The 26,594-nt window shown below is 73.4% G+C and carries 20 protein-coding genes and 1 pseudogene; 9 read left to right on the top strand and 12 right to left on the bottom strand.

The genetic code is table 11. The features are described from left to right. Positions 1–21: 21 nt before the first annotated feature. The 3 genes from GGE06_RS05155 to GGE06_RS05145 all read right to left on the bottom strand — a co-directional run bounded on the left by GGE06_RS05155 (position 22) and on the right by GGE06_RS05145 (position 5,190). A complete protein-coding gene (locus GGE06_RS05155) occupies positions 22–846 on the bottom strand; it encodes a chaplin (protein WP_116161573.1) in 825 nt (274 codons plus the stop codon). A 208-nt stretch (positions 847–1,054) separates the two neighbouring features. Next, positions 1,055–2,335 (bottom strand): SWIM zinc finger family protein, encoded by a 1,281-nt coding sequence (locus GGE06_RS05150; protein ID WP_116161572.1) that lies wholly within the window; start codon positions 2,333–2,335, stop codon positions 1,055–1,057. After that, positions 2,332–5,190, bottom strand: a complete 2,859-nt coding sequence (locus tag GGE06_RS05145) for an SCO1167/SCO6262 family helicase (RefSeq protein WP_116161571.1) — start codon at positions 5,188–5,190, stop codon at positions 2,332–2,334. The genes GGE06_RS05150 and GGE06_RS05145 overlap by 4 nt, the downstream gene beginning before the upstream one ends. Positions 5,191–5,361: 171 nt before the next feature. On the opposite strand from GGE06_RS05145, the gene GGE06_RS05140 reads away from it, so the two are divergent. Both GGE06_RS05140 and GGE06_RS05135 read left to right on the top strand, forming a co-directional pair. Then, positions 5,362–5,697, top strand: a complete 336-nt coding sequence (locus tag GGE06_RS05140; protein ID WP_116161570.1) for a hypothetical protein — start codon at positions 5,362–5,364, stop codon at positions 5,695–5,697. Positions 5,698–5,789: 92 nt separating this feature from the next. Next, positions 5,790–6,059: a DUF6343 family protein gene (locus tag GGE06_RS05135; protein ID WP_116161569.1), complete on the top strand. Its 270-nt coding sequence runs from the start codon at positions 5,790–5,792 to the stop codon at positions 6,057–6,059. Positions 6,060–6,072: 13 nt separating this feature from the next. Here GGE06_RS05135 and GGE06_RS05130 read toward each other — a convergent pair whose 3' ends face one another. The 4 genes from GGE06_RS05130 to rpsA all read right to left on the bottom strand — a co-directional run bounded on the left by GGE06_RS05130 (position 6,073) and on the right by rpsA (position 9,757). Continuing rightward, complete coding sequence (locus GGE06_RS05130) at positions 6,073–6,441, bottom strand: tetratricopeptide repeat protein (RefSeq protein WP_116165601.1); 369 nt, start codon at positions 6,439–6,441, stop codon at positions 6,073–6,075. A gap of 63 nt (positions 6,442–6,504) precedes the next feature. Continuing rightward, positions 6,505–7,116 carry a dephospho-CoA kinase gene (gene coaE, locus GGE06_RS05125; protein ID WP_116161568.1) on the bottom strand — a complete coding sequence of 204 codons (612 nt, stop codon included), beginning with the start codon at positions 7,114–7,116 and terminating at the stop codon, positions 6,505–6,507. A 31-nt stretch (positions 7,117–7,147) separates the two neighbouring features. After that, entirely contained in the window at positions 7,148–8,086 is a 939-nt protein-coding gene (locus GGE06_RS05120; protein WP_116161567.1) for a PAC2 family protein, read from the bottom strand. Positions 8,087–8,251: 165 nt separating this feature from the next. Next, positions 8,252–9,757: a 30S ribosomal protein S1 gene (gene rpsA, locus GGE06_RS05115; protein WP_030692649.1), complete on the bottom strand. Its 1,506-nt coding sequence runs from the start codon at positions 9,755–9,757 to the stop codon at positions 8,252–8,254. Between the two features lie 346 nt (positions 9,758–10,103). Here rpsA and GGE06_RS05110 point away from each other — a divergent pair, with 346 nt between their 5' ends. After that, on the top strand, positions 10,104–10,943 hold the full coding sequence (locus GGE06_RS05110) for a class I SAM-dependent methyltransferase (protein WP_184930092.1): 840 nt from the start codon (positions 10,104–10,106) through the stop codon (positions 10,941–10,943). 81 nt (positions 10,944–11,024) lie between these two features. Further along, positions 11,025–13,613, top strand: a complete 2,589-nt coding sequence (hrpB, locus tag GGE06_RS05105) for an ATP-dependent helicase HrpB (RefSeq protein ID WP_184930091.1) — start codon at positions 11,025–11,027, stop codon at positions 13,611–13,613. Here hrpB and pgfA read toward each other — a convergent pair. The 3 genes from pgfA to GGE06_RS05090 all read right to left on the bottom strand — a co-directional run bounded on the left by pgfA (position 13,597) and on the right by GGE06_RS05090 (position 16,733). Continuing rightward, entirely contained in the window at positions 13,597–14,592 is a 996-nt protein-coding gene (pgfA, locus tag GGE06_RS05100) for a cell envelope lipid trafficking protein PgfA (RefSeq protein WP_184930090.1), read from the bottom strand. The two genes, hrpB and pgfA, sit on opposite strands and share 17 nt — an antisense overlap. 10 nt (positions 14,593–14,602) lie before the next feature. Continuing rightward, the gene (locus GGE06_RS05095; RefSeq protein WP_116161564.1) at positions 14,603–14,743 is read right to left on the bottom strand and encodes an SPW_0924 family protein; all 141 of its coding nucleotides are present in this window, start codon (positions 14,741–14,743) and stop codon (positions 14,603–14,605) included. A 181-nt stretch (positions 14,744–14,924) separates the two neighbouring features. Beyond that, the gene (locus GGE06_RS05090) at positions 14,925–16,733 is read right to left on the bottom strand and encodes a lytic transglycosylase domain-containing protein (RefSeq protein WP_116161563.1); all 1,809 of its coding nucleotides are present in this window, start codon (positions 16,731–16,733) and stop codon (positions 14,925–14,927) included. Positions 16,734–16,974: 241 nt separating this feature from the next. Here GGE06_RS05090 and GGE06_RS05085 point away from each other — a divergent pair, with 241 nt between their 5' ends. Beyond that, the gene (locus GGE06_RS05085; protein ID WP_184930089.1) at positions 16,975–17,871 is read left to right on the top strand and encodes a DUF4184 family protein; all 897 of its coding nucleotides are present in this window, start codon (positions 16,975–16,977) and stop codon (positions 17,869–17,871) included. Positions 17,872–18,214: 343 nt separating this feature from the next. Here GGE06_RS05085 and GGE06_RS42235 read toward each other — a convergent pair. Beyond that, positions 18,215–18,511: pseudogene (locus GGE06_RS42235) on the bottom strand (serine hydrolase); the annotation flags it as partial. Positions 18,512–19,039: 528 nt separating this feature from the next. Continuing rightward, positions 19,040–21,754: a DNA polymerase I gene (gene polA / locus GGE06_RS05080; protein WP_184930088.1), complete on the bottom strand. Its 2,715-nt coding sequence runs from the start codon at positions 21,752–21,754 to the stop codon at positions 19,040–19,042. A 121-nt stretch (positions 21,755–21,875) separates the two neighbouring features. Here polA and GGE06_RS05075 point away from each other — a divergent pair, with 121 nt between their 5' ends. The 4 genes from GGE06_RS05075 (at position 21,876) to GGE06_RS05060 (ending at position 26,227) form a co-directional block, all read left to right on the top strand. Next, entirely contained in the window at positions 21,876–24,158 is a 2,283-nt protein-coding gene (locus GGE06_RS05075) for an FdhF/YdeP family oxidoreductase (protein WP_116161559.1), read from the top strand. A gap of 62 nt (positions 24,159–24,220) precedes the next feature. Next, positions 24,221–24,715, top strand: a complete 495-nt coding sequence (locus GGE06_RS05070; RefSeq protein WP_116161558.1) for a PaaI family thioesterase — start codon at positions 24,221–24,223, stop codon at positions 24,713–24,715. 160 nt (positions 24,716–24,875) lie between these two features. Further along, positions 24,876–25,760, top strand: a complete 885-nt coding sequence (locus tag GGE06_RS05065) for a trypsin-like serine protease (RefSeq protein ID WP_220378545.1) — start codon at positions 24,876–24,878, stop codon at positions 25,758–25,760. Beyond that, positions 25,757–26,227 carry a hypothetical protein gene (locus GGE06_RS05060; RefSeq protein ID WP_116161557.1) on the top strand — a complete coding sequence of 157 codons (471 nt, stop codon included), beginning with the start codon at positions 25,757–25,759 and terminating at the stop codon, positions 26,225–26,227. The genes GGE06_RS05065 and GGE06_RS05060 overlap by 4 nt, the downstream gene beginning before the upstream one ends. Positions 26,228–26,594: the final 367 nt, after the last annotated feature.

The raw sequence follows: 26,594 nt of genomic DNA, 5'->3' as shown, positions 1-26,594 counted from the left end.
CGGGCCGCCGGGGCCCGGTTCTCAGGCCTGGTCGCCGCCGCGGCGTCCACGGCGGTACAGCACGGCGCCGCCGAGGAGCAGCGCGGCGCTCGCGGCACCGGTGTAGCCCATGGCGACCGAACCCGTGCTGGCCAGCGAGGCCGTGCTCGCCTCGCCCTGCGGCGCGGGGGCCGGGGCGGCGGGGGTCACGGTCTCGGCCTGCGGCACCGGCACGTTCCGCACGGGGGTCTGCGGGCGCGGCGTCGGCGTCTCGATCGGCTGCTGGGGCTTGGCCGGGCCGTTCACCGAGGTGTTGCCGAAGACCGGGTTGAGGATGCCGACCACGTTGACCGAGTTCCCGCTGACGTTCGCGGGGAGGTCGACGGGCAGCTGGAGGCCGTTCCCGGAGAGCACGCCCGGGGATCCTCCGGCGTGGGTCTCGGCGGTGGCCCCACCGCCGTTGGAGGAGCCGCCGTTGGAGGAGCCGCCGTTGGAGGAGCCGCCGTGCGAGGAGCCGCTCTGGGAGCCGCCGGCCTGCTCGCCGCCGCGCGGGGTGGCGGGCTGGTCCTTGTGGGAACGGACGCCGCCGCCCTCGTCCCCGTAGCCCCCGGTCCCGTGCTCGGCGGAGCGGTTGGCACAGCTGTTGCCGAAGGCCGGGTTGAGCAGCCCGACGACGCTGACCGTGTTGCCGCAGGCGTTGACCGGCGCGTGCACCGGCAGCTGAATCGTGTTGCCGGAACCGACTCCCGGCGAACCGACCGCGGCGCCCTGGGCGCCGGCGTCGGCGTGCGCGGCGCCCGCCGAGAGGGCGAGCGCGCCGCCCGTGACCAACAGTGTGGCCAGACCACTTCGGCGAATCTGCCTCATGGCTTCCTGCCTTCCGGAGGTGTGCACGGGCAAGTGCCCGTACCGGAATCAACGCGACAAACGTGCGTGCCGGATCCGGCCGTTGACGGGTTTCACCCCATCGAGTGGGAATCCGTTCGAGTGTCGGGTCAACTCCGGTCGACGCCCGCCAGCGCCTCTCGACTCCGTTCCGTGTTCTCCCTCACTCTCCCTCGCTCTTCAACGCCCTTCAACGACCGAGGAGATCGGTGAGGGCGCCCACCGGGTCCGGGTCGGGGGCGCCGCGCGGCCACCAGTCCTCGCGGCCGGCGTCCGACTCGTACCCGTACCAGAGACCGTCCCTGCCGAGCCGGAGCTGGAGGGACTCCCCCGAGAGCCGGTTGCGCCAGGGGCGGAAGGCGGGGAAGTCGGCGGCGAGCAGCGCGGGTCTGGCCCGGTCGAACGGACCGGCCGGCGGATCCCAGGGCTCCTCCAGGACGGCGAGGCCCGCGGCGCCGCCCTGGCGCCAGGCGGCGACGGCGCGGGCGAGGTCCGTGGGGGTGCGGTCCAGGGCGTGGGCCAGGTCGCGGTAGAGCGCGCGCGACGAGGCGGTGAGTCCGGAGCCGGGGTGCGCGGCGGCCAGCCGGACCGCGTCCTGCCAGGGGGTGAGCGCGGCGACCGGGTCGTGGCCGGTGGCGAGGAAGACGTGGGCGCGGGCGGCCGCTTCGGTGGCGAGGAGGTCGAGGGCGAGCGGATCGGGGGCGTCGGGGTCCGGCGGGAAGACCGCCGGACGGCCGGGCCGGTCCGGGACGGGCAGCTCGGGCGGCAGCGGCGGGAGCCCCGGCCCGGTGGCCGCGTCGAGCGCGATGCGCGCGGGGACCGTGGGCATCGGCGGGGCGGCGGCGCCCGCCTCGGCCGCGGCCTGGGCGGCGTTCCGCCGGGTCAGCTCGGCGAGGAGCTCCTGCTCGCCGCGACCGCGCATCAGGAAGAGGACGAACGGGTCCTCGTCGAGGAGGCGGGCGGCCTGGTAGCAGAGGGCTGCGGCGTGCTTGCAGGGGTAACCGTCGTCCGGGCAGGAGCAGTCGGGGACGAGGTCACCCGGTGCGGGCAGCAGTCCGGTGACCGCCTCCAGGGCGTGCGGCACGTCCTTGTCGAGGAGGGCGGCGATGTGGTCGGGGCGGGCGGCGGCCTCGTCGAGGAACCGCTCCCAGCCGTCGTCGCCGAGGGTCCGCATCCTGATCTCGGTGCGGTACGGGCGGGGCCGGGTGCCGTGGACGTAGGCGACGACCCGGCCGGGGGCGACCGTGATCGCGTCGACGTGGCCGCGCCCCGCGTACGCCTTGCCGCGCGCGAGCCGGGCCGGGTCGAGGGCGGTGTTCTCCAGGGCCGTGACCCAGGCGTTCCCCCACCAGGTGGCGGCGAACCGGCCGTCGGGGGCCGACCGCGGCGCGAGCTGCGGGAAGGTGCGGCGGCGGTCGTCGTGGCGGGGAGCGGCGCCCCGTGCGCCCCGTGCGCCCCTGGCGTGGTTCACGAGGGCCTCCTGAGGGACACCAGGTCGGCGAGCTCCCGGTCGGTGAGTTCGGTGAGGGCGGCCTCGCCGGAGCCGAGGACGGCGTCGGCCAGGGCCCGTTTGGCGCGGAGCATCTCGGCGATGCGGTCCTCGACGGTGCCCTCGGCGACGAGCCGGTGGACCTGCACCGGCTGGGTCTGCCCGATGCGGTAGGCCCGGTCGGTGGCCTGCTCCTCGACGGCCGGGTTCCACCAGCGGTCGTAGTGCACGACGTGGCCGGCCCGGGTGAGGTTGAGGCCGGTGCCGGCGGCCTTCAGGGAGAGCAGGAAGACGGGGACCTCGCCGGCCTGGAAGCGGTCGACCATCCGCTCCCGCTCGGCCACCGGGGTGCCGCCGTGCAGGAGTTGGGCGGGGATGCCGCGCGCGGCCAGGTGGTCGGCGAGGAGCCGCGCCATCGACACGTACTGGGTGAAGACGAGCACGGACCCGTCCTCCGCGAGGATCGTGTCGAGGAGCTCGTCGAGCAGGGCGAGCTTCCCGGAGCGGCCGGCGAGCCGGGCGGTGCCGCTGCCGCGCGGGGCCTGCTCCTTGAGGTACTGCGCGGGGTGGTTGCAGATCTGCTTGAGGGAGGTGAGCAGGCTCATGACGAGGCCGCGGCGGGCCATGCCCTCGGCTCCCTCGATCCGCGTCATGGTCTCGCGGACGACCGCCTCGTAGAGCGAGGCCTGCTCCCGGGTGAGGGCGACGGGATGGTCGGACTCGGTCTTCGGCGGGAGCTCGGGGACGATGCCGGGGTCGGACTTGCGGCGGCGCAGCAGGAAGGGCCGCACGAGCCGGGCGAGCCGCTCGACGGCCTCCTCGTGCTCGATCTCCTCGTGGTTCTCCACGGCCCGCGCGTGCCGGGAGCGGAAGGCCTTGAGCGGGCCGAGGAGCCCGGGGGTGGTCCAGTCGAGGAGCGCCCAGAGCTCGGAGAGGTTGTTCTCCACGGGGGTGCCGGTGAGGGCGACCCTGGCGGGCGCGGGGATCTCGCGGAGCGCCTTGGCGGTCGCGGAGAACGGGTTCTTGACGTGCTGCGCCTCGTCGGCGACGACCATCCCCCACTCCCGCTCGGCCAGCCGGGCGGCGCTGGTGCGCAGGGTGCCGTAGGTGGTGAGGACGAAGCCGCCCTCGGTGCCGCCGAGGTCCCGGTCCGTGCCGTGGAAGCGCCGGACGGGCACGTCGGGGGCGAACCTCCGTACCTCGCGCTGCCAGTTCCCGAGGAGGGAGGCCGGACAGACGACGAGGGTGGGGGCGCGGCGGGCGCGGCGGAGGTGGAGGGCGATGAGGGTGACGGTCTTGCCGAGTCCCATGTCGTCGGCGAGGCAGCCGCCGAGGCCGAGGGAGGTCATCAGGTCCAGCCAGGCGAGGCCGCGGAGCTGGTAGTCGCGCAGGGTCGCGGTGAGGCCGGGCGGGGCCTGCACGTCCTCGGGGCCGGCCAGGAGCCGGTCGCGGAGCGCGGCGAGGGCCCCGACGGGGACGGCGGGGACGGACTCGCCGTCCACCTCGGCGGTGCCGGTGAGCGCGGCGGCGAGGGCGTCGACCGGTTCGAGCAGGCCGAGTTCGCGCTTGCGGGCCTTGCGGACGAGCGCGGGGTCGACGACGACCCACTGGTCGCGGAGGCGCACGATCGGCCGGTGGGCCTCGGCCAGGAGGTCCATCTCGCGCTCGGTGAGCGGATCGCCGTCGAGGGCCAGCTGCCAGTTGAACCGCAGGAGCTCCTCGCTGTCGAAGAAGGAGGTGCCGTCGGTGGCGGAGCCGGGCGCGGCCTGGGCGGGGCGGACGACGGCGGAGGCGCTGAGCGAGCGGGCGAGTTCGCGCGGCCAGTGGAGGGCGACCCCGGCGTCGGCGAGCCGGGCCGCGGCCGGGCCGAGCAGTTCGTACAGCTCGTCCTCGGTGACGGCGAGGACGTCGGGCACGTCCCGCTCCAGGAGCCGGGAGAGCGGGGGCCAGACGCGGGCGGCCCGGCGCAGGGCGAGGACGGCGTCGATCCGGGCGCGGGGCCCGAAGTGCTCGCCTTCCCCCGCCCACAGGTCCGCGGCGTCGATGACGAGGGTGGGGTCGGCGAGGCTGTGGATCTGGAGGAGCGCGGCGGCGGCGTGCCGCTCCCCGCCCTCCCCCGCGCCGCTCATGGCGTCCGGGGTGTCCGTACTGTCGAAGAGTTCGTACGGCGAGAGGTCGAGGCGGAGCGAGACCCGCACCCCGGCGTCCATCCCGGCCGCCGCCTCGGCGGCCCAGGCACGCGCGCGGGGCAGGTGCTGCGGGGCGCGCGCCGCGAACGGCGCCCCGACCGCGTGGGCGGCGGCCGGGGTGCGGGGCAGGACGTCGGCGACGGCGTCGAGGAAGGCGCGCACGAGGGCCTCGGGCTCGGGCAGCCGCAGCGGACCGCGCCCCGGCACCGGCACCGCGTACCCCTCGTACGGCAGGGCGGCGGCGACGGCCCGCAGATGGGCGATGTCCTCGGCGTCCAGGGGCCCGGCGCGCCATGCGTCCAGGTCGTCGGCGGTCAGCCCCGGCAGCATCCGCCCGCGCGCGGCCAGGTGCAGGGCGTGGAGGGCGGCGGCGCCCCAGCCGGCGGTGGCGGGGTGCGCGGCCGGGTGGTGGCGGGCCGCGACGAGGTGCGGCAGGGCGGCCTCGACGGGCAGGGTCACGGCGGGCACGGAGCGGCCCCGGGCGCCGCTGCCGTGGCGCCGGGCGACGGTCAGCTCGATCCGCTCGGCCCCGCTCGCCTCCGGGTCCGGGAGCGCGCCGCCGTCGGGGGCCCAGAAGGCGACCCGGCCCTCGCGGGGAAGGGCGGCCGGCAGGAAGACGGCGGCGCTGGTCGTCCAGGTGTGTGCCACGGCTCTGTCTCCCTCCCCCTGTGTGTCGTTCCCCGACCGGACCTCCGACCTTACGGGTGGGGTCTGACAACGGGCTTCGGCCGGTTCCCCCGGACGGCCCAGCACAGGATGCCGGCGGTCGCCGGGGGACGGCATGGTGGCCTGAAACGACACGACAGAAGAGGATCCGCCATGTCCGTTCGCCGGCGTCTCACGACCGCCACCGGGGCCGTGCTCCTCACCCTCGCCGTCGCCGGCTGCTCGGGCCTCGGCCGCACCGCCGTGGGCACGATCAAGTCCGAGACGCAGCACAGGTTCGTGGTGACCGTGACGAGTCCCTTGGTGAAGGGCTGCCACCGCCTGGCGCCCTCGGGCGTGACCAGGGTCGAGAACAACGCCCTGACCGACATCATCATGTACCGGACCCGCGACTGTAAGGGCGAGAACTCCACCTACGTGGCCACCAACTCCGCGAACTGGATCGCCCCGGGCACCCTGCCCTGGCGCAGCTACAGCATCGTCCACTGAGCCGCCCGTGCCTCCTGGCGGCCGTTCCGTTTCCCCCACCCTGGGTACATGCTGGAAGTGGCCTCGGGGTTCCGAGGGGAGATGCGACCGTCATGCGTACCGGGAACGAGCCTGAGAACGCGCGCAGCGCGCTGCGCCTAAGGTTCTGGCTGAGCATGTGGGGGCTGCTCTGGGCGGCCTTCGGCACGACCGTGTTCGCCCTGGTGGAGCGCCCCGGCTGGGCGGCGGCCTGCGGGGTGCTGTTCCTGGTGGTCACGGTCGATCTCGTAGTGGTGCTGCACCACATCCACCAGGGCCCGCACTGGCAGCCGGGCCGGAACATCCCGCCGTACGAACCCGATCACGGCGGCCCGCGACGCTGACGCCCCCGCCCGCTCAGTTCCGGGTGTCGAAGCCCGCCGCCTGGAGGTACTCCGGCTTCGGGTCGAGCGCCGCGGCGAGGCGGAAGTGGCGCGTGGCCTGGGCGGTCTTCCCGGCGCGCTCGAAGGTGCGGGCCAGCGCGAAGTGCGCGAAGGCGTTGTCCGGCTCGCGCTCCAGGACCAGCTCGAACTCCAGCTGCGCCGGACGGAGCTGGGCCGCCGCGAAGAACGCGCGGGCGCGCAGCAGGCGCGCGGCCGTGTTCTCGGGGTGGGCGGCGATCACCGAGTCCAGCAGCTTCACGGCCCCGCGAGGGTCCCGCGCGGCCAGCAGGTGCTCGGCGGCGCGGAAGTCGATGACGTGCGTTTCCGGGTTGCTGTCGGCCACGATGGCATCCTTCCCCTCGATCCGGTGGTTGAACACCGGATCGAGGCGGCCGCATTCCGCCGCTTATTCCCCGGCGGCGGCCTTCGCGCGGCGCTCCAGGTCCTCCCAGACCTTCCGCACCTGGGGTTCGAGCGCGTCGAGCGGCCCGTCGTTGTCGATCACGAGGTCGGCGACGGCCAGCCGCTGCGCGCGCGTGGCCTGGGCCGCCATCCGGGCCTCGGCCTCGGGCGCGGCCATGCCGCGGAGCCGTACGAGCCGGTCGAGCTGGGTCTCCGGGGCCGCGTCCACGACCACGACCAGGTCGTACAGCGGCGCGAGCCCGTTCTCGGTGAGCAGGGGGACGTCGTGGACGACGACGTCGCCGGCGCCCGCGCGGCTCTCCAGCTCCGCCGACCGGGCCCCGACCAGCGGGTGCACGATGGCGTTGAGGGTGGCCAGGCGGTCGGCGTCGGCGAACACGATGGAGCCGAGCTTGGGCCGGTCGAGCGTCCCCTCCTCGGTGAGGACGCCGTCCCCGAAGGCCGCGACGACGGCCGCGAGCCCCGGGGTCCCGGGCTCGACGACCTCGCGCGCGATCCTGTCCGCGTCGATCAGCACGGCTCCGTACGAGACGAGCAGCCGCGACACTTCACTCTTGCCGGCGCCGATCCCGCCGGTCAGGCCCACCTTCAGCATGAGCGGCAGCTTAGGGCCTGGGGCGGCGGGGCTAGGAGTCGCCCTCTCGCTCCGCGAGGAAGCGCTCGAACTCACGGCCCAGCTCGTCGGCCGACGGCAGGTCGACCGGCTCGGCGACCAGGCTGCCGCGCGTCTCGGCGCCGGCCGCCGCGTCGTACTGGTGCTCAAGGCCCTGCACGAGCGCGACCAGCTCCTCGTCGCCCTCGCCGATCTGGCGGTCGATCTCGGTCTGGGTGCGGCGGGCCTCGGTCCGCAGGGAGTGGGCGACGCCCGGGAGGACGAGGCCGGTGGCGGCGGTGACGGCCTCCAGGGCGGTCAGGGCCGCGTCCGGGTACGGGGACCGGGCCACGTAGTGCGGGACGTGGGCGGCGACGCCGAGGGTGTCGTGGCCGGCCTCGGTGAGCCGGTACTCGACGAGGGACTCGGCGCTGCCGGGGACCTGGGCCTCGTCGAAGGGGCTGCGGTGGCCCGGCATGAGGTCGGTGCGGCTGCCGTGCGGGGTGAGGCCGACGGGGCGGGTGTGCGGCACGCCCATGGGGATGCCGTGGAAGTTGACGGCGAGACGCACCCCGAGGCGCTCGACGATCTGCCGGACGGCGACGGCGAAGCGCTCCCACTCCACGTCCGGCTCCGGGCCGGAGAGGACGAGGAAGGGCGCTCCGGTGGCGTCCTGCACGAGGCGGACCTCGATGGACGGCGTCTCGTACGCGGTCCAGCGGTCGCGCCGGAAGGTCAGCAGGGGACGGCGGGCGCGGTAGTCCACGAGCCGGTCGTGGTCGAAGCGGGCCACCAGTTGGTGCGGGAGGGTGTCGAGCAGCCCGTCGATGATCTGCTCACCGGTCTCGCCCGCGTCGATGTAGCCGTCGAAGTGGTACAGCATGACCAGCCCGGCCGACTCCTGCGCCAGGGCGAGGTCGACGACGGCCACGCCCTTCGCGTCCCATTCGTACAAATCCTGGGGATCAAGCACGATTACCGCTCCTCCTCGTGTTCTCTCTGGAAACGCCGGGCGCGGCACGGCCATTCCCGGGTCGCGCGATCTTCCGAGGACGAGCGCGGAAACGACCGAGGCCCGCTCCCCCGAAGGGGAGCGGGCCTCGATTCGCTAGCGGCTAGCGCTCAGCGGAGAGCCTGTTCAGCTCTGGCCGCCGGCCAGCTTCTCGCGCAGGGCGGCGAGGGCCTCGTCCGACGCCAGGGCGCCGGAGTTGTCGTCCGACTCCGAGGAGTACGAACCGCCCGAGATGCCCGCACCGGCGTTGCCGGCGGCCGGGGCGGCAGCGCCCTCGGCAGCGGCGGCCTCGTCGGCCTCGCGGGACTTGATGACCTGAGCCTGGTGCTGCTCGAAGCGAGCCTGCGCCTCGGCGTACTGGGTCTCCCAGGCCTCGCGCTGAGCCTCGTAGCCCTCGAGCCAGTCGTTGGTCTCGGGGTCGAAGCCCTCGGGGTAGATGTAGTTGCCCTGGTCGTCGTAGGACGCGGCCATGCCGTACAGGGTCGGGTCGAACTCGACCGAGGCCGGGTCGGCACCGAAGGACTCGTTGGCCTGCTTCAGCGAGAGGCTGATGCGACGACGCTCGAGGTCGATGTCGATGACCTTGACGAAGATCTCGTCGTTGACCTGGACGACCTGCTCCGGGATCTCCACGTGGCGCTCGGCCAGCTCGGAGATGTGGACCAGACCCTCGATGCCCTCGTCCACGCGGACGAACGCACCGAACGGAACCAGCTTGGTGACCTTACCCGGGACGACCTGGCCGATCTGGTGGGTCCGGGCGAACTGCTGCCACGGGTCCTCCTGCGTCGCCTTCAGCGACAGGGAGACACGCTCGCGGTCCATGTCGACGTCGAGAACCTCGACGGTGACCTCCTGGCCGACCTCGACAACCTCGGACGGGTGGTCGATGTGCTTCCAGGACAGCTCGGAGACGTGCACGAGGCCGTCGACGCCACCCAGGTCCACGAAGGCACCGAAGTTGACGATCGAGGACACGACGCCGGAGCGGACCTGACCCTTCTGGAGGGTCGTGAGGAAGGTCTGGCGAACCTCGGACTGGGTCTGCTCGAGCCAGGCGCGGCGGGACAGGACCACGTTGTTGCGGTTCTTGTCCAGCTCGATGATCTTCGCCTCGAGCTCCTTGCCCACGTAGGGCTGGAGGTCGCGGACGCGACGCATCTCGACCAGGGAGGCCGGGAGGAAGCCGCGGAGGCCGATGTCGAGGATGAGACCACCCTTGACGACCTCGATGACGGTACCGGTGACGATGCCGTCCTCTTCCTTGATCTTCTCGATGGTGCCCCAAGCGCGCTCGTACTGGGCGCGCTTCTTCGAGAGGATCAGGCGGCCTTCCTTGTCCTCCTTCTGGAGAACCAGGGCCTCGATCTCGTCGCCGACCTTGACGACCTCGTTCGGGTCGACGTCGTGCTTGATCGAGAGCTCGCGGCTCGGGATGACACCTTCGGTCTTGTAACCGATGTCGAGCAGGACCTCGTCCCGGTCGACCTTCACGATGACGCCGTCGACGATGTCGCCGTCGTTGAAGTACTTGATCGTCTCGTCGATCGCGGCGAGGAAGGCTTCCTCGTTACCGATGTCGTTGACCGCAACCTGCGGGGTGGTGGCGGTGGTCTCGGTGCTGCTCGTCATGTGGGAAAGGGCTCCGGTTACGGACAGAAAGTCGTAGGTACTGCTACGCCGAGAGCCCGTATCGCACCAAGAAGCCGGACAGCCAATGAAGCACCCTTCCGCGAACGGCAGGGAACCTCGAAAACCGAGGGGACATACAACAGGTACGAGCGCGGCCTGCTCCGTCTGAGGCGCGCAGGCCCGCAGCGCAACCTTTAGCATACGGGGGCGGCCGGACAGGGTCAATGCGCGAAGCGCGCACCCGGGGCAGATCTGAGCAATTCCGGCACCAGTCATGCCTCTTGCGCCACCACGGCGGGGGTCCGCCGCACGCCGGCACTGAGCGCAAACTACATCGGCGGGCGAGATGAACCAAGAGTACGGACACGAAGACGCGGTCGACGGGGACGATGACGGGGCCGAGGCGACCCGGCGTGACGCGGGGGAAGCGGAGAGCAGCCGGGCGAGCCGCGGCTGGTGGGACCGGAACGCCGACGAGTACCAGAGCGAGCACGGCTCCTTCCTGGGCGACGACCGGTTCGTGTGGGGTCCCGAGGGGCTCGACGAGGCGGAGGCCGGACTCCTCGGGCCGGCCGCCTCGCTGAAGGGCCTCGACGTCCTGGAGATCGGCGCGGGCGCGGCACAGTGCTCGCGGTGGCTGGCGGCCCAGGGGGCGCGGCCGGTGGCCCTCGACCTCTCGCACCGGCAGCTACAGCACGCGCTCCGGATCGGCGGGGAGGTGCCGCTGGTGGAGGCGGACGCGGGGGCCCTGCCCTTCCGGGACGGCTCCTTCGACGTGGCGTGCTCGGCGTACGGCGCGGTGCCGTTCGTCGCCGACCCGGTGCGGGTGTTCCGCGAGGTGCGCCGGGTGCTGCGGCCGGGCGGCCGCTGGGTGTTCTCGGTGACGCACCCGATCCGCTGGGCGTTCCCGGACGAGCCGGGTCCCGAGGGCCTCTCGGTCGCCGCCTCCTACTTCGACCGCACGCCGTACGTCGAGCAGGACGAACAGGGGCGGGCGGTGTACGTGGAGCACCACCGGACCCTCGGGGACCGGGTGCGGGACGTGGTGGCCGGCGGCTTCCGGCTCGTGGACCTGGTCGAGCCGGAGTGGCCGGCCTGGAACGGCCAGGAGTGGGGCGGCTGGTCCCCGCTGCGGGGGAACCTGATCCCGGGAACGGCGATCTTCGTCTGCGAGCGGGACGGCTAGCACCGCTCGCTTGTCCTACTTACAGAGGGCCCTGTGGATGACGGGGCCCTCCTTTTTCTTCGCGCGTACGAGACTGAGTGCGTGATCCGAAACGACGCTCTCGACCGTCTCCCCGTCCGCCATGCCGTCCCCGAGCTGCTCGCCGCGCTCGCGGAGCGCGGCACGGCGGTGCTGTCCGCCCCTCCCGGCACCGGCAAGACGACGCTGGTGCCGCTGGCGCTGGCGGGGCTCATAGGGGACGGGCCGGCGCGGCGGGTGCTGGTGGCCGAGCCGCGGAGGATGGCGGTGCGGGCGGCGGCCCGGCGGATGGCCTGGCTGCTCGGCGAGGAGGTCGGCGGCGCGGTCGGCTTCTCGGTGCGCGGCGAGCGGCGGACCGGTGCCGCGACGCGGGTCGAGGTGGTGACCACGGGCATCCTGCTCCAGCGGCTCCAGCGCGACCCGGAGCTGGCGGGCGTGGACGTGGTGCTGCTCGACGAGTGCCATGAGCGGCATCTCGACGCCGACACGGCCATGGCCTTCCTGGTGGACGTCCGGGCGACGCTGCGGCCGGAGCTGAAACTGATCGCGGCCTCCGCGACGAGCGACGCCGAGGCGTGGGCGGAGCTGCTCACGGTGCTGGACGGCGGCGGGCCCGCGCCGATCGTGTGGAGCAAGGGCGAGGGCCATGGGTACGCGGTGAGGTTCGCCGCGCCACCGGCCGGGATCAGGCCCGCGCACGGCACCTGGGTGGACCCGGCCCTGCTGCGGCACGTGGCGTCGACGGTCCGGCTCGCGCTGGAGCGGCACCGGGGCGACGTCCTCTGTTTCCTGCCGGGGACGGGGGAGATCGCGCGGACGGCGGGGCTGCTCGACGGCGTCGACGCGGAGGTGCTCCAGCTGCACGGTCGGGCTCCCGCCGCCGTGCAGGACGCGGTGCTGCGGGGTGCGGGGCCGGACGGGCGGAGGCGGGTGGTGCTGTCGACGTCGGTGGCGGAGTCGAGCCTGACGGTTCCGGGGGTGCGGATCGTGGTGGACTCGGGGCTCGCCCGGGAGCCCCGCACGGACCATGCCCGGGGTCTCGGCTCCCTCGCGACGGTGCCGGTGTCGACCGCGGCGGCGACCCAGCGGGCGGGACGCTCGGGCCGTGAGGAGCCCGGCGTGGTCTACCGCTGCTGGTCCGAGGCGGAGGACGGCAGCCGGGCGCGGTTCCCCTCGCCTGAGATCAGGATCGCCGACCTGGCGGACTTCGCGCTGCGGGCCGCCTGCTGGGGCGACCCGACGGCGGAGGGGCTCGCGCTGCTCGACCCGCCGCCGGCCGGGGCGATGGCGGCGGCGCGCGCGGTGCTCGGGTCGATCGGTGCGGTGGACGGGGACGGCCGGGCCACGGAGCGGGGGGTACGGATGTCCCGGCTCGGGCTGCACCCCCGGCTGGGGCGCGCGCTCCTGGACGGTGCGCCCGAGGTCGGGGCGCGTCGGGCGGCGGAGGTGGTGGCCCTGCTCAGCGAGGAGCCGCCGCGCGACTACGGCGACGATCTGGCGGCGGCCTGGCGCACGGCCCGCCAGGGCGCCGACGGGTACGGCGCCCGCTGGAAGACGGAGGCCCGGCGGCTGGAGCGGTCGGCGGGGGAGGTGGTGGGCGCGGGCACGGCGGCAGGTGCCGGGGGCGGGGCCGGGTCCGCGACCAGGGCCGGGAGCGGGCCCGCGGGCGGCGACGATGCCGTGGCCGGGCTTGTGACCGCGCTGGCGTTTCCCGAGCGGGTGGCCAGGGCTCGGGAGCAGGGTGGGTATCTGATGGTGTCGGGGAGCGGGGCGCGGCTGGCCGAGGGGTCGCGGCTGCGGTCCAGTCCGTGGCTCGCCGTGGCGGTGGCGGACCGTACCGCGCGGGACGCCACGGCGCGGGTGCGGCTCGCGGCCGTGGTGGACGAGGAGATGGCGCGGCGGGCGGCGGGGCATCTGCGGAGCACCGGCGAGGAGGTGCGCTGGGAGGACGGGGACGTGGTCGCGCGGTCCGTGGACAGGCTGGGGGCGGTCGAGCTGACGGTCCGCCCGCTGGGTGCGGGGGCCGAGTCGGCTCTCGTGCGGGAGGCCCTTCTCGACGGCCTGCGGCGCGAGGGGCTCGGTCTGCTGCGGTGGCGCAAGGAGGCCGGGGAGCTGCGCGAGCGGCTCGCCTTCCTCCACCGCGAGCTGGGCGAGCCCTGGCCGGACGTGTCGGAGGGGACGCTGGTCGACCGGGCCGAGGAGTGGCTGGAGCCGGAGCTGTCCCGGGCGTCGCGCCGGGCCGATCTGGGGCGGATCGACGCCGGGGAGGCGTTGCGGCGGCTGCTGCCGTGGGCGTCGGGCGAGGCGGTGCGCCTCGACGAGCTGGCGCCGGAGCGGATCGAGGTTCCGAGCGGTTCGCGGATACGGGTGGAGTACGGGGGTGAGCGGCCGGTGCTCGCGGTGAAGCTCCAGGAGATGTTCGGGCTGGCCGAGACGCCCCGGGTGGCCGGGGTCCCGGTGCTCGTCCACCTCCTCTCCCCCGCCGGCCGACCGGCCGCGGTGACGGCCGACCTGGCGTCGTTCTGGCGGGAGGGCTACCGGGCGGTGCGGGCGGAGCTGCGCGGGCGGTACCCGAAGCACCCGTGGCCGGAGGATCCGTCGGCCGCGGTGCCGACCCGGCACACCAGCGCGCGGCTCAGAGGGGAGCGCTGACCGGGATCGGGGCCGGGGCGGCGGGCGGCTCGGGCTCGGGGCGCCGCGAGCGGGCCTCCAGCCAGAGGGAGAGGGCGAGGAGGGCCAGTGCCAGGAAGGTGAGGGTCCACGGGACGTAGGAGACGAGCATGAGGACCATCAGGCGGTTGGAGGAGACCATCGCGCCGACGCTCTCGAGGTAGTCCTCGCGCATCTTCACGTGCCCCGCGAAGACGGTGAGGGTGTCCTGTCCCATCAGCTTCTTGGCGTTGCGGAGCTCCTCCTTGTGGATCTCCTCGCCGTTGACGGGGGCCCCGGTGACCGGCTCGATCCAGAACATCCGCTTGGTCGTGTACCAGCGGGTGAGGCCGGAGTCGGCGAGGATCTTCGGGGTGATGCCCTTGACCGGCATGGCCTTGGGCATGGGGACCTTGGTCCAGGGGATGGTCTGCTCGAAGTAGTAGACCTCCATGCCGCGGAAGGTGCGGGTGCCCTTGTAGTGGATGGGGGCGGCGGTGCGGGTCTGGGCGTCGAAGTACTGGTAGTCGCGCTTCTCGGTCAGGAAGGGGAACTTGAACTCGATGCCCTCGCGCCGGACCGGATCGCCGTCGACCGATTCGCCGGTGGCGTGGACAGGGTCCTGGGTGTGGGCGTCGAAGACGTACCGCTCCGGGACCTTGGAGACCATCTTGCCGTCGGGCCCGGTGACGTAGGCGAGGGCGTCCCAGACGACGACGTCGCGGCCGGCGTCGCGTTCGATGCGCCGCGACTCCTCCACGTTGCCCTTGAGGGTCTGGATGATCGTGATCTTGTCGACCTTCTCGGCCTTGAGCGTGGAGTAGTTGAGGAGGGTCGCGGGCCGCGCCTCCAGGACGGTCTCCTGGTACTGGTTGGCCGGGATCTTCGCCAGGCGCGGAAAGGCGTACCAGCGCAGGGTCGGGGCCATCGCGGCGCAGAAGACGGCGAGGGCGAGCAGGACGAGACTGGCTCGGCGGCGCACGGTCGGCCCCCTACTTCTTGACGCCGGGATCGGCGGTCAGGAGGGGCTTGGGCGAGGTGGGGCCTTCCGGCGGCAGATCGACCACGGAGAGGAGCAGGACGAAGAGGAGGACTGGGGCGAGTCCGATGGCGGCGGCGACGAGGGCGCGCATGGTCGGCCTCCCGGGTGCGATCTGATAGGTCGTCAGGGCGGGGGCACCGTAGCAACGCGGCCGCGAGATGAGAACACGTTGCACCCGGGTAACGCGAAGCGCCGTCCCCCCGCCCGGTGCGGGCGAGGGGACGGCGCGGAGGATCGCGGCGCGGAAGGGCGGGGCGCGGAGGCCCTGACCGTCAGGCCGAAGGGGAGGTGCTGGGCGAGGGGGTGGCCTCGGGCGTGCCGCTGCCGGAGGGCGTCGGCTCCGGGGTCGGCTGCGGGTCCGTCGTCGCGGGCGCGGTGACCGTCAGGTCGATGAAGGTCGTGCCGCCGCCCGGCGCGGTCAGCTGAAGGTAGTACGTGCCCGCCTCGGCTCCCGCGAGGAGGTCGCCGGAGGCGAAGGTGAGCAGTCCGTCCGCCCCGGTCTTCAGGGTGACGGTACGGACCGTGGTGCCGTCCGAGGTCTTGAAGGACGGGCCCGCGGTGCTCTCCTTGGGGTCCGTCTTCGAGGTGACGATCACCGCGGTGACGGTCACGCCGGGGGCGAGGGCGCCCTTGTCGGTGGCCTTCACCTGGATCTCCTGGGCGAAGGAGGTGCCGGTCGCGGCCGTCAGCGGGTCGCCGGCGACCCGCGCGAGGGTGTCCGCCGTGCGCGCCGTGACGGTCGCGGCGAACTTGGCCGCGTCCAGGGTGCGGCCCACGACGGTGGCCTTCACGGTGAAGGAGCCCGTCTTCTCGCCGGCCCGGAGGACGGGCGAGGCGGCGAGGCCGGTCGAGCCCGTGGTGACGGTGGCGGTGGTCCCGCCGCCGGCGAAGCGGGTGTCGGTGGTGCCGAAGATCTCGAAGCGGACGCTCACGCCGGAGACCGGCTTGCCCGAGGCGTCGAGCGCCGCGACCCGCGGGGATCCCGCGAAGGCGTTGCCGGTGGTCGTGGTCAGCTCCTCGTTGGCCACGATCGCGAGCCGTGCGACCCGGGCCGCCGGCGGAAGGGTGGGCGGCGTCACCGGCGGGGTGACCGGGGGCTTCTCGGGGACGGTCGGCGGCTTGGGCGTGACGGGGCGGCTCTCCGAGGGCTTCGGCTTCGGCGCGACCGGGGTCGGCGACGGAGTCGTGGGGGTCGTCGGGAGCGGGGTGGCCGGGTGGAGGCCGTTGCCCCTGTTGCCGCCGTCGCTGCGCGAGCCCGGCAGCACGCCCGTGCCGTCCGGGACCTGGTGGGTGCCGCGCTGGTAGAAGGCGACCCAGGACATGACCGTGTTCAGGTACTCCCTGGAGTGGTTGTAGCTGAGGATCGCCTGGTCGAGGTCGGCCTGGAGCGCGAGGTTGCGGTCGTTCGCGCAGAGGTAGAGGCCGGCGGCCTGCGCCGCGTCGTAGATGTTGTTCGGGTCCTTCTTCCCGTCGCTGTTGGCGTCCTGGCCCCAGGTGGCCCAGGTGGACGGGATGAACTGCATCGGGCCGACGGCCCGGTCGTGGACCTTGTCGCCGTCGAAGGCGCCGCCGTCGGTGTCGGTGATCTTGGCGAAGCCGACGCCGTCGAGCACGGGCCCGAGGATCGGCGGGGACGCGGTGCCGTTGGCGTCGACCCGGCCGCCGCGCGCCTGCCCGGACTCCACCTTGCCGATGCCGGCGAGCACCTGCCACGGCAGGTTGCAGCCGGGGTCGGTCGAGCGTATCGACAGCTCGGCGCGCTTGTAGGCGGCGTAGACGGACGCGGGTATGCCGGCCTCGGCGGGGCCGGTGATCACCGGCAGATTGGTGCTCACCCCGGGCTTGTTGGGCGTGTTCAGCGGCGGCAGGTCCGTGTAGTACGGGGAATTGCCCGTCACCGAGCCGTCCGGGGACGGCGAGGCCGAGTCACCGGCGCCGACGGCCTGGTCCCCGCCGGTGTTGTCCGCGGCCGGAGTGGTCGCCTCCGGCGCCTGTGAGGCGGCGAGCGCCGCGACCGCCGCGGCCACCACCGCACCACTGGTGGCTCCCCTGCGCAGTCGGCGGCCGATGTGCGCTGCCATATCCGTCGTCCCCTCCCCATCGACGCGGTCCCACGCTCCCCGCGTGAGACCTCAGGCGACCCTATGCCAACTCCGGACCACCGGACACCGGCCCCTGACCGTGTTTCACGGTTTCGTCACCTCTTGGCCGCCTGCCGACCAGGTGAGTCGGGGAACCGACCGGAGCGTCCCGCCCCTCTTGCACTCCGGTCGGCCACGCACCCCGGCCGCCGTCACCACCCGAGCCCTGGGGGAACTCCCGTTGCCGTTCACGCTGAGCCACGCCGCCGCCGTGCTGCCCGCCCTGCGCCGCGACGGGACCGCGCGCGGACCGCTGGTCGCGTCCGCACTCGTCGCCGGGTCCTTCTCGCCCGACATGACCTACTTCGCCGCGACCGCGTTCCCGGGGGCGATGGTCTTCGGGGACGTCACCCACTCCCCCGTCGGGGTCGTCACGGCCGACGTCCTGATCACCGCCGCGCTCGTGGCCCTCTGGCTGACGGTGCGCGAACCGCTCGTCGCGCTGCTGCCCGCCCGGTGGCGCGGCCGGGTGTACGGGCTCGTCCGGGGCCGCCCGTGGCGGGAGCGGCACCCGGCCGCGCTCGCCGGATGGTTCTGCCTCTCGGCGATGCTCGGCGCCACGACCCACGTGGTGTGGGACTCCTTCACCCACCTCGACCGCTGGGGCACCCGCGCGATCCCTCTGCTCGGCGAGATCGTCGCCGGGTTCCCGGTCTATCTCTACGCGCAGTACGGGGGTTCGGCGCTGGCCCTCGGCCTCCTCGGCTGGTGCACGGCGCGGGCGCTGCGCTCCGGCGCCCCGGAGGCGGAACTGCCGTCCGGGGTCGCGGTGCCCGGCCGGCGCGGCAGGCTCCTCGCCGCCGTGCTGATCGGCGGCTGCGTCCTCGCGGGCGTCGCCCACCGGGTGCTGCGCTGGGCCGCGTACTGGGGCTGGGACCGGATCGAGACGCCCCTCGACGTCATCCCGACGGCCTGCTTCGGCGCCGGCGCGGGGCTCGCCGTCGGGCTCGTGCTGTACGGGACGGGGGTGCGGCTCCTCCGATCGTCGCGGGCCCGGACGGCTCCGGCCGCGCCGGTCCACCGGGGGCTCCCGGATCCGGCGCCCCGGCGGGAACGCTCCCGTCCGGGATCTCGGTGATCTTCTCCGGCGGGGTGTAGCCGCGGGCGGCCGCGCCGCCGGAGAGCCTGCGGTGCACGACGAGGGCGACGCTCTCCAGGGTGCGGACCCCGTACTTCATGGTGGGGTTGTCGTGGCTGAGGAGGGCGATCCGGTAGTCGACGGCGGGGTCTTCCGCGCCGGTGTCTGTGCCTGTGGCCGTACTCGTTTCTGCGCTCGTTTCTGCGCTCGTGCCCGTGGCGGGGTCCGTGGTCCTGCTGGGGTCCGTGGCGGTGTTCGTGCCCGTGCCCGTGCCCGTTTCCGGCGCGGGGGCCGCCACCGGGCGCACGATGCCGATGCTGTGCACGCGCCACGCGTGGGTCGCCCGGGACAACCAGCCGTTCTTGAGGTGGACCTTGACCGTGCGCGGCGCACCCGCGGTGACGCCCCAGGCCTGCGAGTGGACGACCTGACCCATCAGGGACAGCGCCTCGGTGCGCCGTGACACCGCGGCAAGGAGGGCGAGTTGGTCGCGTGCGGTGGTGCGGGTGAGGCCCCAGTAGTTGCCGCGACCGAGAACGGTGTCCTGCGCTCCGGCCTCCCGCAGCACCCTGTTCAGCCGGGCGCGGGACAGGCCCTGCCACAGTGCGGTGGCGGCCTTGTTGTCCGAGCGGGTGATCATCGCCTTCAGCCGCCGCGCCTCAAGGCGCGTCGGTGCCCGGCCGAGCTCCTCCGCGCGCCCGAGGACGGCCTGCATGATCAGGACCTTGGCGATGCTCGCGGAGTCGTACGCCAGGGTGTCGGCCAGCCGGCAGCGCAGTCCGCGCCCGGGGTCGTGGATCGCCAGGGAGACCGTGCCCGCGCGGCCCTTGAGCGCCGTCGCGATGTCCCGGGACAGGCGGGCGGCGAGGGCCGGCTCGCGGGACGAGGTGCAGAGGGCGGGCGCCGGGTGTGCCTCGGCGGGCCAGGGCCAGGCGGTGCCGGAGGCGCCGAGCAGGGCGGTGAGGAGGGCCCAGGTGGGGAGGGCCGAGCGGCGGCGCTGGATCATGCTCCCCAGTTTCGGGAGCGGGGGCGCGGGGGCGCGCCTTGACTGGTCCGAGTGGCGCACACCCGCCGGGCCGGGCCCGCACCACTCGTGTCGGCGCACGTGTGGTGCGGGTTCAGGCGCGGGAGCCCAGGCCCGGCGAGGGGCGCCGCCCGCCGTGGAACGTCAGTGCGCTGCCGAGTCCCAGTTCGGGCCCACGCCCACCGAGACGTCCAGGGGGGCTCGGAGGTCGGCGGCGGCTGACATCTGTTCGCGGACCAGGGACTCGACCTGTTCCCGCTCGCCGGGGGCGAGTTCGAGGACGATTTCGTCGTGGACCTGGAGGAGCATCCGGGAGGCGAGGCCCGCGTCGGTGAGGGCGCGGTCCACGTTCAGCATGGCGACCTTGACGATGTCGGCGGCCGTGCCCTGGATGGGGGCGTTGAGCGCCATCCGCTCGGCGGCCTCGCGGCGCTGGCGGTTGTCGCTGTTGAGGTCCGGGAGGTAGCGGCGGCGGCCGAGCATCGTCTCGGTGTACCCGGTGGCGCGGGCCTCGTCGACGACGCGGCGCAGGTAGTCCCGTACCCCGCCGAAGCGCTCGAAGTAGGTGTCCATCAGGCCCCGCGCCTCGCCCGGGTCGATGTTCAGCTGCTGGGAGAGGCCGAACGCCGACAGGCCGTAGGCCAGGCCGTACGACATGGCCTTGATCTTGCGGCGCATCTCGGCGTCGACGGCGGACCGCTCGACGCCGAAGACCTGGGAGGCGACGGTGGTGTGCAGGTCCTCGCCGGAGGTGAAGGCCTCGATGAGGCCCTCGTCCTCGGAGAGGTGGGCCATGACCCGGAGCTCGATCTGGCTGTAGTCGGCGGTCATGAGGGCCTCGAAGCCCTCGCCGACGACGAAGCCGTGCCGGATGGCGCGGCCCTCGTCCGTCCGGACCGGCACGTTCTGCAGGTTCGGGTCGGTGGAGGAGAGGCGGCCGGTCGCGGCGACGGTCTGGCTGAAGGTGGTGTGGATGCGGCCGTCCGCGGCGACGGTCTTGATCAGGCCCTCGACCGTGGAGCGCAGGCGGGCCTGCTCGCGGTGGCGGAGCATGATCACCGGGAGCTCGTGCTCGGTCTGGCCGGCCAGCCAGGCGAGCGCGTCGGCGTCCGTCGTGTACCCGGTCTTGGTCTTCTTCGTCTTCGGCAGGTTCAGCTCGCCGAAGAAGACCTCCTGGAGCTGCTTGGGCGAGCCGAGGTTGAACTCGTGGCCGACGGAGGCGTGGGCCTCCTTCACGGCCTGCTGCACCGCGCCGGCGAACTGCTGCTCCATGGCCTCCAGGTGGTCGCGGTCGGCGGCGATGCCGTGCCGCTCCAGGCGGGCGAGGAGGACGGAGGTGGGGAGCTCGACCTCGTGGAGGAGCTCGCGGGCGCCGACCTCGGCGAGCCGCTCGTCGAAGGCCCCGCCGAGGTCGAGGACGGCCCGCGCCTGGCTCATGAGGGCCTCGGCCTCGGCGGTGTCGTCGGTGCCGAAGGCGAGCTGGCCGTCGGTGGCGGCCGCCGCCGGGGCGAGCTCGCGGCCGAGGTATTCGAGGGTGAGGGCGTCGAGGGCGAAGGAGCGCCGGCCGGGCTTGACCAGGTAGGCGGCGAGGGCGGTGTCCATGGTGACGCCCGCGATGCTCCAGCCGTGCTCGGGGAAGACCCGCATGGCGCCCTTGGCGTTGTGCATGACCTTCGGCCGCTCGGGGTCGGAGATCCACGCGGCCCAGGCCTGCTCGTCGGCCTCGTCGAGCGCGCTGGGGTCGAACCAGGCGGCGGCTCCGCCGGCGGCGGCGAGGGCGACCTCGCCGACGTTCCCCGTGCCGAGGGCCCAGCTGTCGACGGTGGCGATGCCGAGGGGCTCGGTGCCGTGCTCGGCGAGCCAGGGGGCGAGCTCGCCGGCGCCGAGGACGGTGAAGTCGAGCTCGACGCCCGCGGCGGGGGCGGGCGCGGCCTCCTCGGCGGAGCCCGGGTCGACGGCGAGGAGCCGCTCGCGGAGCGAGGGGTTGCGGATCTCCAGGGTGTCGAGGACGAGGGCGAGGGCGGCGCGGTCGTACGGCTCGCGGGCGAGGTCGGTGACGGTCTTCGGCAGCTCGACGTCCCGGACCATCTCGGTCAGGCGGCGGTTGAGCTTGACCGACTCCAGGTGGTCGCGGAAGTTCTGTCCGGCCTTGCCCTTGACCTCCTCGGCGCGCTCGACGAGCTCGGCGAAGGAGCCGAACTGGTTGATCCACTTGGCGGCCGTCTTCTCGCCGACGCCGGGGATGCCCGGGAGGTTGTCGGACGGGTCGCCGCGCAGGGCGGCGAAGTCGGGGTACTGCGAGGGGCTCAGGCCGTACTTCTCCTGGACCTTCTCCGGGGTGAAGCGGGTGAGCTCCGAGACGCCCTTGGTCGGGTAGAGCACGGTGGTGTGGTCGGTGACGAGCTGGAAGGAGTCCCGGTCGCCGGTGACGATGAGGACCTCGAAGCCCTCGGCCTCGGCCTGGGTGGCGAGGGTCGCGATGACGTCGTCGGCCTCGAAGCCGTCGACGGCGAAGCGCGGCGCGTGCATCGCGTCGAGGAGCTCACCGATCAGCTCGACCTGCCCCTTGAACTCGTCGGGGGTCTTCGAGCGGTTCGCCTTGTACTCCGGGAACTCCTCGGACCGCCAGGTCTTCCGGGACACGTCGAACGCGACCGCGAAGTGCGTGGGCGCCTCGTCGCGGAGCGTGTTCGCCAGCATCGACGCGAAGCCGTAGATCGCGTTCGTCGGCTGCCCGGTCGCGGTGGTGAAGTTCTCCGCGGGCAGCGCGAAGAACGCCCGGTACGCGAGCGAGTGCCCGTCCATGAGGAGCAGGCGGGGGCGGGTGTCTGCGGGGTTCTTCGATGCTGTCTCGGCCACACGACGATCCTGCCACGGCCCGCTGACAATCCCGTCCACACCGGCCGGGGTGCCGGGTTGTCGGTGCCGCGTGACAGGATCGGAGACGTACGCAGAGGATTACCGCTCAAGGGAGAGCGCGATGGTCAGCAAGCCGCCGGCCGGTGACCCGGTCCAGGACGCACCGCAGGTCACGCCGCCGCAGCACGCCGCCGCGGGCCTGCCCGCCATCGGGCACACCCTGCGGATCGCGCAGGAGCAGATGGGGCTGCGGCGCACCGCGCGGACCCTGCTCAAGGTCAATCAGAAGGACGGCTTCGACTGTCCCGGCTGCGCCTGGCCCGAGGGCGACAAGCGGCATGTTGCGGAGTTCTGCGAGAACGGCGCGAAGGCGGTCGCCGAGGAGGCGACGCTGCGCCGGGTGACCCCGGAGTTCTTCGCGGCGCACCCGGTGGCGGACCTGGCGACCCGCAGCGGGTACTGGCTGGGCCAGCAGGGCCGGATCACGCAGCCGATGCTCCTGGACGAGGGCGGCGAGCGGTACGAGCCGGTGACCTGGGAGCGGGCGTTCTCGGTCATCGCGGAGGAGCTGCGGGCGCTGGCCTCCCCGGACGAGGCGCTCTTCTACACCTCGGGGCGGACGAGCAACGAGGCGGCGTTCCTGCTCCAGCTCTTCGCGCGCGAGTTCGGCACGAACAACCTGCCGGACTGCTCGAACATGTGCCACGAGTCCTCGGGCTCGGCGCTGACCGAGACGATCGGCATCGGCAAGGGCAGCGTCTCCCTGGAGGACCTGCACCGGGCGGACCTGATCATCGTCGCCGGGCAGAACCCGGGGACGAACCATCCGCGGATGCTGTCGGCCCTGGAGAAGGCGAAGGCCTCGGGCGCCCGGATCATCTCGGTGAACCCGCTGCCGGAGGCGGGCCTGGAGCGCTTCAAGAACCCGCAGACCCCGCAGGGCATGCTCAGGGGCGCGGCGCTCACGGACCTCTTCCTGCAGATCCGGATCGGCGGCGACCAGGCCCTCTTCCGCCTGCTGAACAAGCTGGTCCTGGAGACGGCCGGGGCGGTCGACGAGGAGTTCGTACGCGAACACACCCACGGGTACGAGGAGTTCGCGGCGGCGGCGAAGGCGGCCGACTGGGACGAGACGCTCGCCGCGACGGGCCTCGACCGCGCCGAGATCGAGCGGGCCCTGGAGATGGTGCTCGCCTCGGAGCGGACGATCGTCTGCTGGGCGATGGGCCTCACCCAGCACAAGCACTCGGTGCCGACCATCCGCGAGGTGGTCAACTTCCTGCTGCTGCGCGGGAACATCGGCCGGCCGGGCGCGGGCGTGTGCCCGGTGCGAGGCCATTCGAACGTGCAGGGCGACCGCACGATGGGCATCTTCGAGCGCCCGGCGCCGGCCTTCCTCGACGCCCTGGACAAGGAGTTCGGGATCGTCTCGCCGCGTCACCACGGCTTCGACGTGGTGCGCTCGATCCAGGCGCTGCGCGACGGCGAGGCGAAGGTGTTCTTCGCGATGGGCGGCAACTTCGTGGGGGCGACGCCCGACACGGAGGTGACGGAGGCGGCCATGCGGAACGCGCGCCTGACCGTGCACGTCTCGACGAAGCTGAACCGCTCGCACGCGGTGACGGGCACGCGCGCGCTGATCCTGCCGACACTCGGCCGCACCGACAAGGACACGCAGAAGAGCGGCCGGCAGTTCGTGACGGTCGAGGACTCGATGAGCCTGGTGCACGCCTCCCGGGGCAACCTGCCGCCGGCGAGCCCGCACCTGCTGTCCGAGCCGGCGATCGTGGCGCGGATGGCCCGGGCCGTGCTCGGCGAGGGATCGGCGACGCCGTGGGAGGAGTTCGAGGCGGACTACGCCCGGATCCGGGACCGCATCGCGCGCGTGGTCCCCGGTTTCGAGGACTTCAACGCCCGTCTCGCGTCGAACCCCGGCGGTTTCGCGCTGCCGCACGGCCCGCGTGACGAGCGCCGCTTCCCCACGAAGACCGGCAAGGCCAACTTCACGGCCGCCCCCGTCGAGTACCCGAAGGTGCCCGAGGGCCGGCTGCTGCTGCAGACGCTCCGCTCGCACGATCAGTACAACACCACGATCTACGGTCTGGACGACCGCTACCGGGGGATCAAGGGCGGCCGCCGGGTCGTCCTGGTGCACCCGCAGGACGCGGCGGCGCTCGGCTTCGCCGACGGGCAGTACGCGGACCTGGTGAGCGAGTGGGCGGACGGCACGGAGCGGCGGGCACCCGGCTTCCGGGTCGTGCACTACCCGACGTCCCGGGGATGCGCGGCCGCCTACTACCCGGAGACGAACGTGCTGGTCCCGCTGGAGTCGACGGCGGACATCAGCAACACCCCCGCCAGCAAGTCCGTGATCGTGCGTCTGGAACAATCGCAGTCCGCCTAAGCGTTTGCTCAGGCGTCCTGAACGCGACAAGCAGCCGTACGAAGACGAACGGAGCCGGGCCCATGGGTGAGCAGCAGCACGTGAAGTTCCCGCAGGAGGTCATCGACGAGTACGCGGCGCTGGGCGTCGACCTCCCGGCGCTCTTCTCGGCCGGGCACCTCGGGAACCGGATGGGCGTCCAGATCGTGGAGGCCTCGGCCGAGCGGGTCGTCGGCACCATGCCGGTCGAGGGCAACACCCAGCCGTACGGGCTGCTGCACGGCGGGGCGTCGGCGGTGCTCGCCGAGACGCTGGGCTCCGTCGGCTCGATGCTGCACGGCGGGGTCTCGAAGATCGCCGTCGGCGTCGACCTGAACTGCACCCACCACCGCGGGGTGCGCAGCGGCCTGGTGACCGGCGTGGCGACCCCGGTCCACCGCGGGCGGACCACCGCGACGTACGAGATCGTGATCAGCGACGAGCAGGGCAAGCGGGTGTGCTCGGCGCGGCTGACGTGCCTGCTGCGCGACATCGACGCGAAGGACGCGGGGAACCTGCCGGCGGCGGGCCGGTCCTGACGGGACCCCGCGCGGGCGATCGCGGCGAAGGGGGAGGAGCGCACGGCGCTCCTCCCCCTTCGTGGGTTCCGCCCTCTTGTCGCGCAGCGGGCGGAGCCGCTTCACTGGCGGCCTCCCCGCAGGAGAACACCTGATCCATTCACCCATCGAGGGGTTCTTCGTGACAGCCGTACGCACCACCACCGCGATGACCGCCGTCACCGCCGCCGCCTGCGCCGCCGTGATCGCCACCGCGATCCCGTCCTCGGCCATCAACTCGTACAACGCGGCCCCCGCCCCCGAGCGCACCGAGGTCGGCGCGCTCGTCGCGACCTGGGACGACGACGCCGACCCGGCGACACCGGACCGGGTCGACTGGGTCTGCTCCGGCACCATGATCGACGCGGACACCTTCCTCACGGCCGCCCACTGCACGACGGACTGGCCGGCGAACGTCCGCTTCTACGTCTCGCTCGACCAGGACGTCCAGGCCGGCCTGGACCGGGCGACCGCCGAGCACCCGGGCGACCCCGCCGCCGTTGCACGGAGCGTGGCCGTCGAGGGCACCGCCCACAGCCACCCCGCCTACCCCGGCCCGGCCTCCGACCCCCATGACATCTCGGTGATCGAACTGCCGTCGAAGGCGGTGAAGGCCCGCTGGTCCTTCACACCGGCGACGCTGCCGACGGCGGGCGCGCTGGCCGCGCTCGGCCCGCGGGGGCTGAACTCCACGGCGTTCCTCACCGCCGGATACGGCACACAGGAGGCGGAGCGCGGACCGGGCGGCCAGACCCATCCGGGCGGCGGGGTCCGCATGAAGGCGCCGGTCTCCTTCAACGCCCTCAACGACGCCTGGGTCCGGCTCGCCATGACCGCGCCCCAGGGCAACGGCGGTGCCTGCTACGGCGATTCGGGAGGCCCCAACTTCGCGACGCTGAACGGGAAGTTGACGCTCGTCGCCACCACGATCACCGGCGACACGCCCTGTTACGCCACGAACGTCACGTACCGCCTGGACACCCCCGGCGCGCGCGACTTCCTGAAGCCGTTCGTCCAACTCCCGTGACACGCCCCCGATCACGGCCGGCCGGGGCCGCCCTCGCGGCTGCCCTGGCCGGGTGCGCGCTCGCCCTGTCCGCCGGCTGCGGCCACGCTCCGGCCCCGCACCCCGCACCGACGCCCGCGCCCCGGACCAGCACCCCCGTCGACGTCTGCGCGAACCTGGTGTCGTACTGGGTGAAAGAGGCGCTCAAGGGCTCCAAGTGGGCGGGGCTCGACTGGGAGCAGAAGGGGCTCTCCAACGAGCAGTACGAGATCCACGACGAGGTGCTCGCGGCCGCCCGGGCCGAGGAGCGGCGCGCGGGACGGAAGGCCGCCGAGGCGCTGGCCGACCGGGAGTCGCGACGGCGTTGCGAGGCGGCGAACGGGGCGACGGGAAGCTCGGAGAACTGGCGTCCGCCCGACGAGTGGACCACCGCCCCGCCCCCTTCCGGGACCTCCGGCGCCTCCCCCGGCGCACGATCCCGGCCTTGATCGCCGTAACACTGCGTGACATTCAAGCCATTCGGGAGCGGAATGGCCGGGTCAGCCACCGACCCGATCTCCGTCCGCTGGCAAATGAGGCGGTGTCCGATATCCGGAGACCCTCACAGGTGGGCCGTCAGGACCGTGATCCCCTCAAGCCCCTTAGCGGAACTGCGGGTTCTCAGCATGTGAACACCGCACTACCGACCGCTGTGCCCGGTTTTGCACCCCGCATGCACACCGTCTCCGCCCGTCGGCATAACAAGACAGTCACATCCTGACCTGGGCGCTCCCCGCCGTTCCCCACCTGCGCCTAGAGTCACGGCCAGTCACCGCGCCGCCGGGCGCTTCCACTGCACGGCCTGCTCGACCCAGT

This window comes from Streptomyces nymphaeiformis (assembly GCF_014203895.1).
In the GTDB taxonomy this organism is placed as follows: domain Bacteria; phylum Actinomycetota; class Actinomycetes; order Streptomycetales; family Streptomycetaceae; genus Streptomyces; species Streptomyces nymphaeiformis.
The sequence above is the reverse complement of the archived record's forward strand: the minus strand, read 5'-3'. Positions and strand labels throughout refer to the sequence as shown.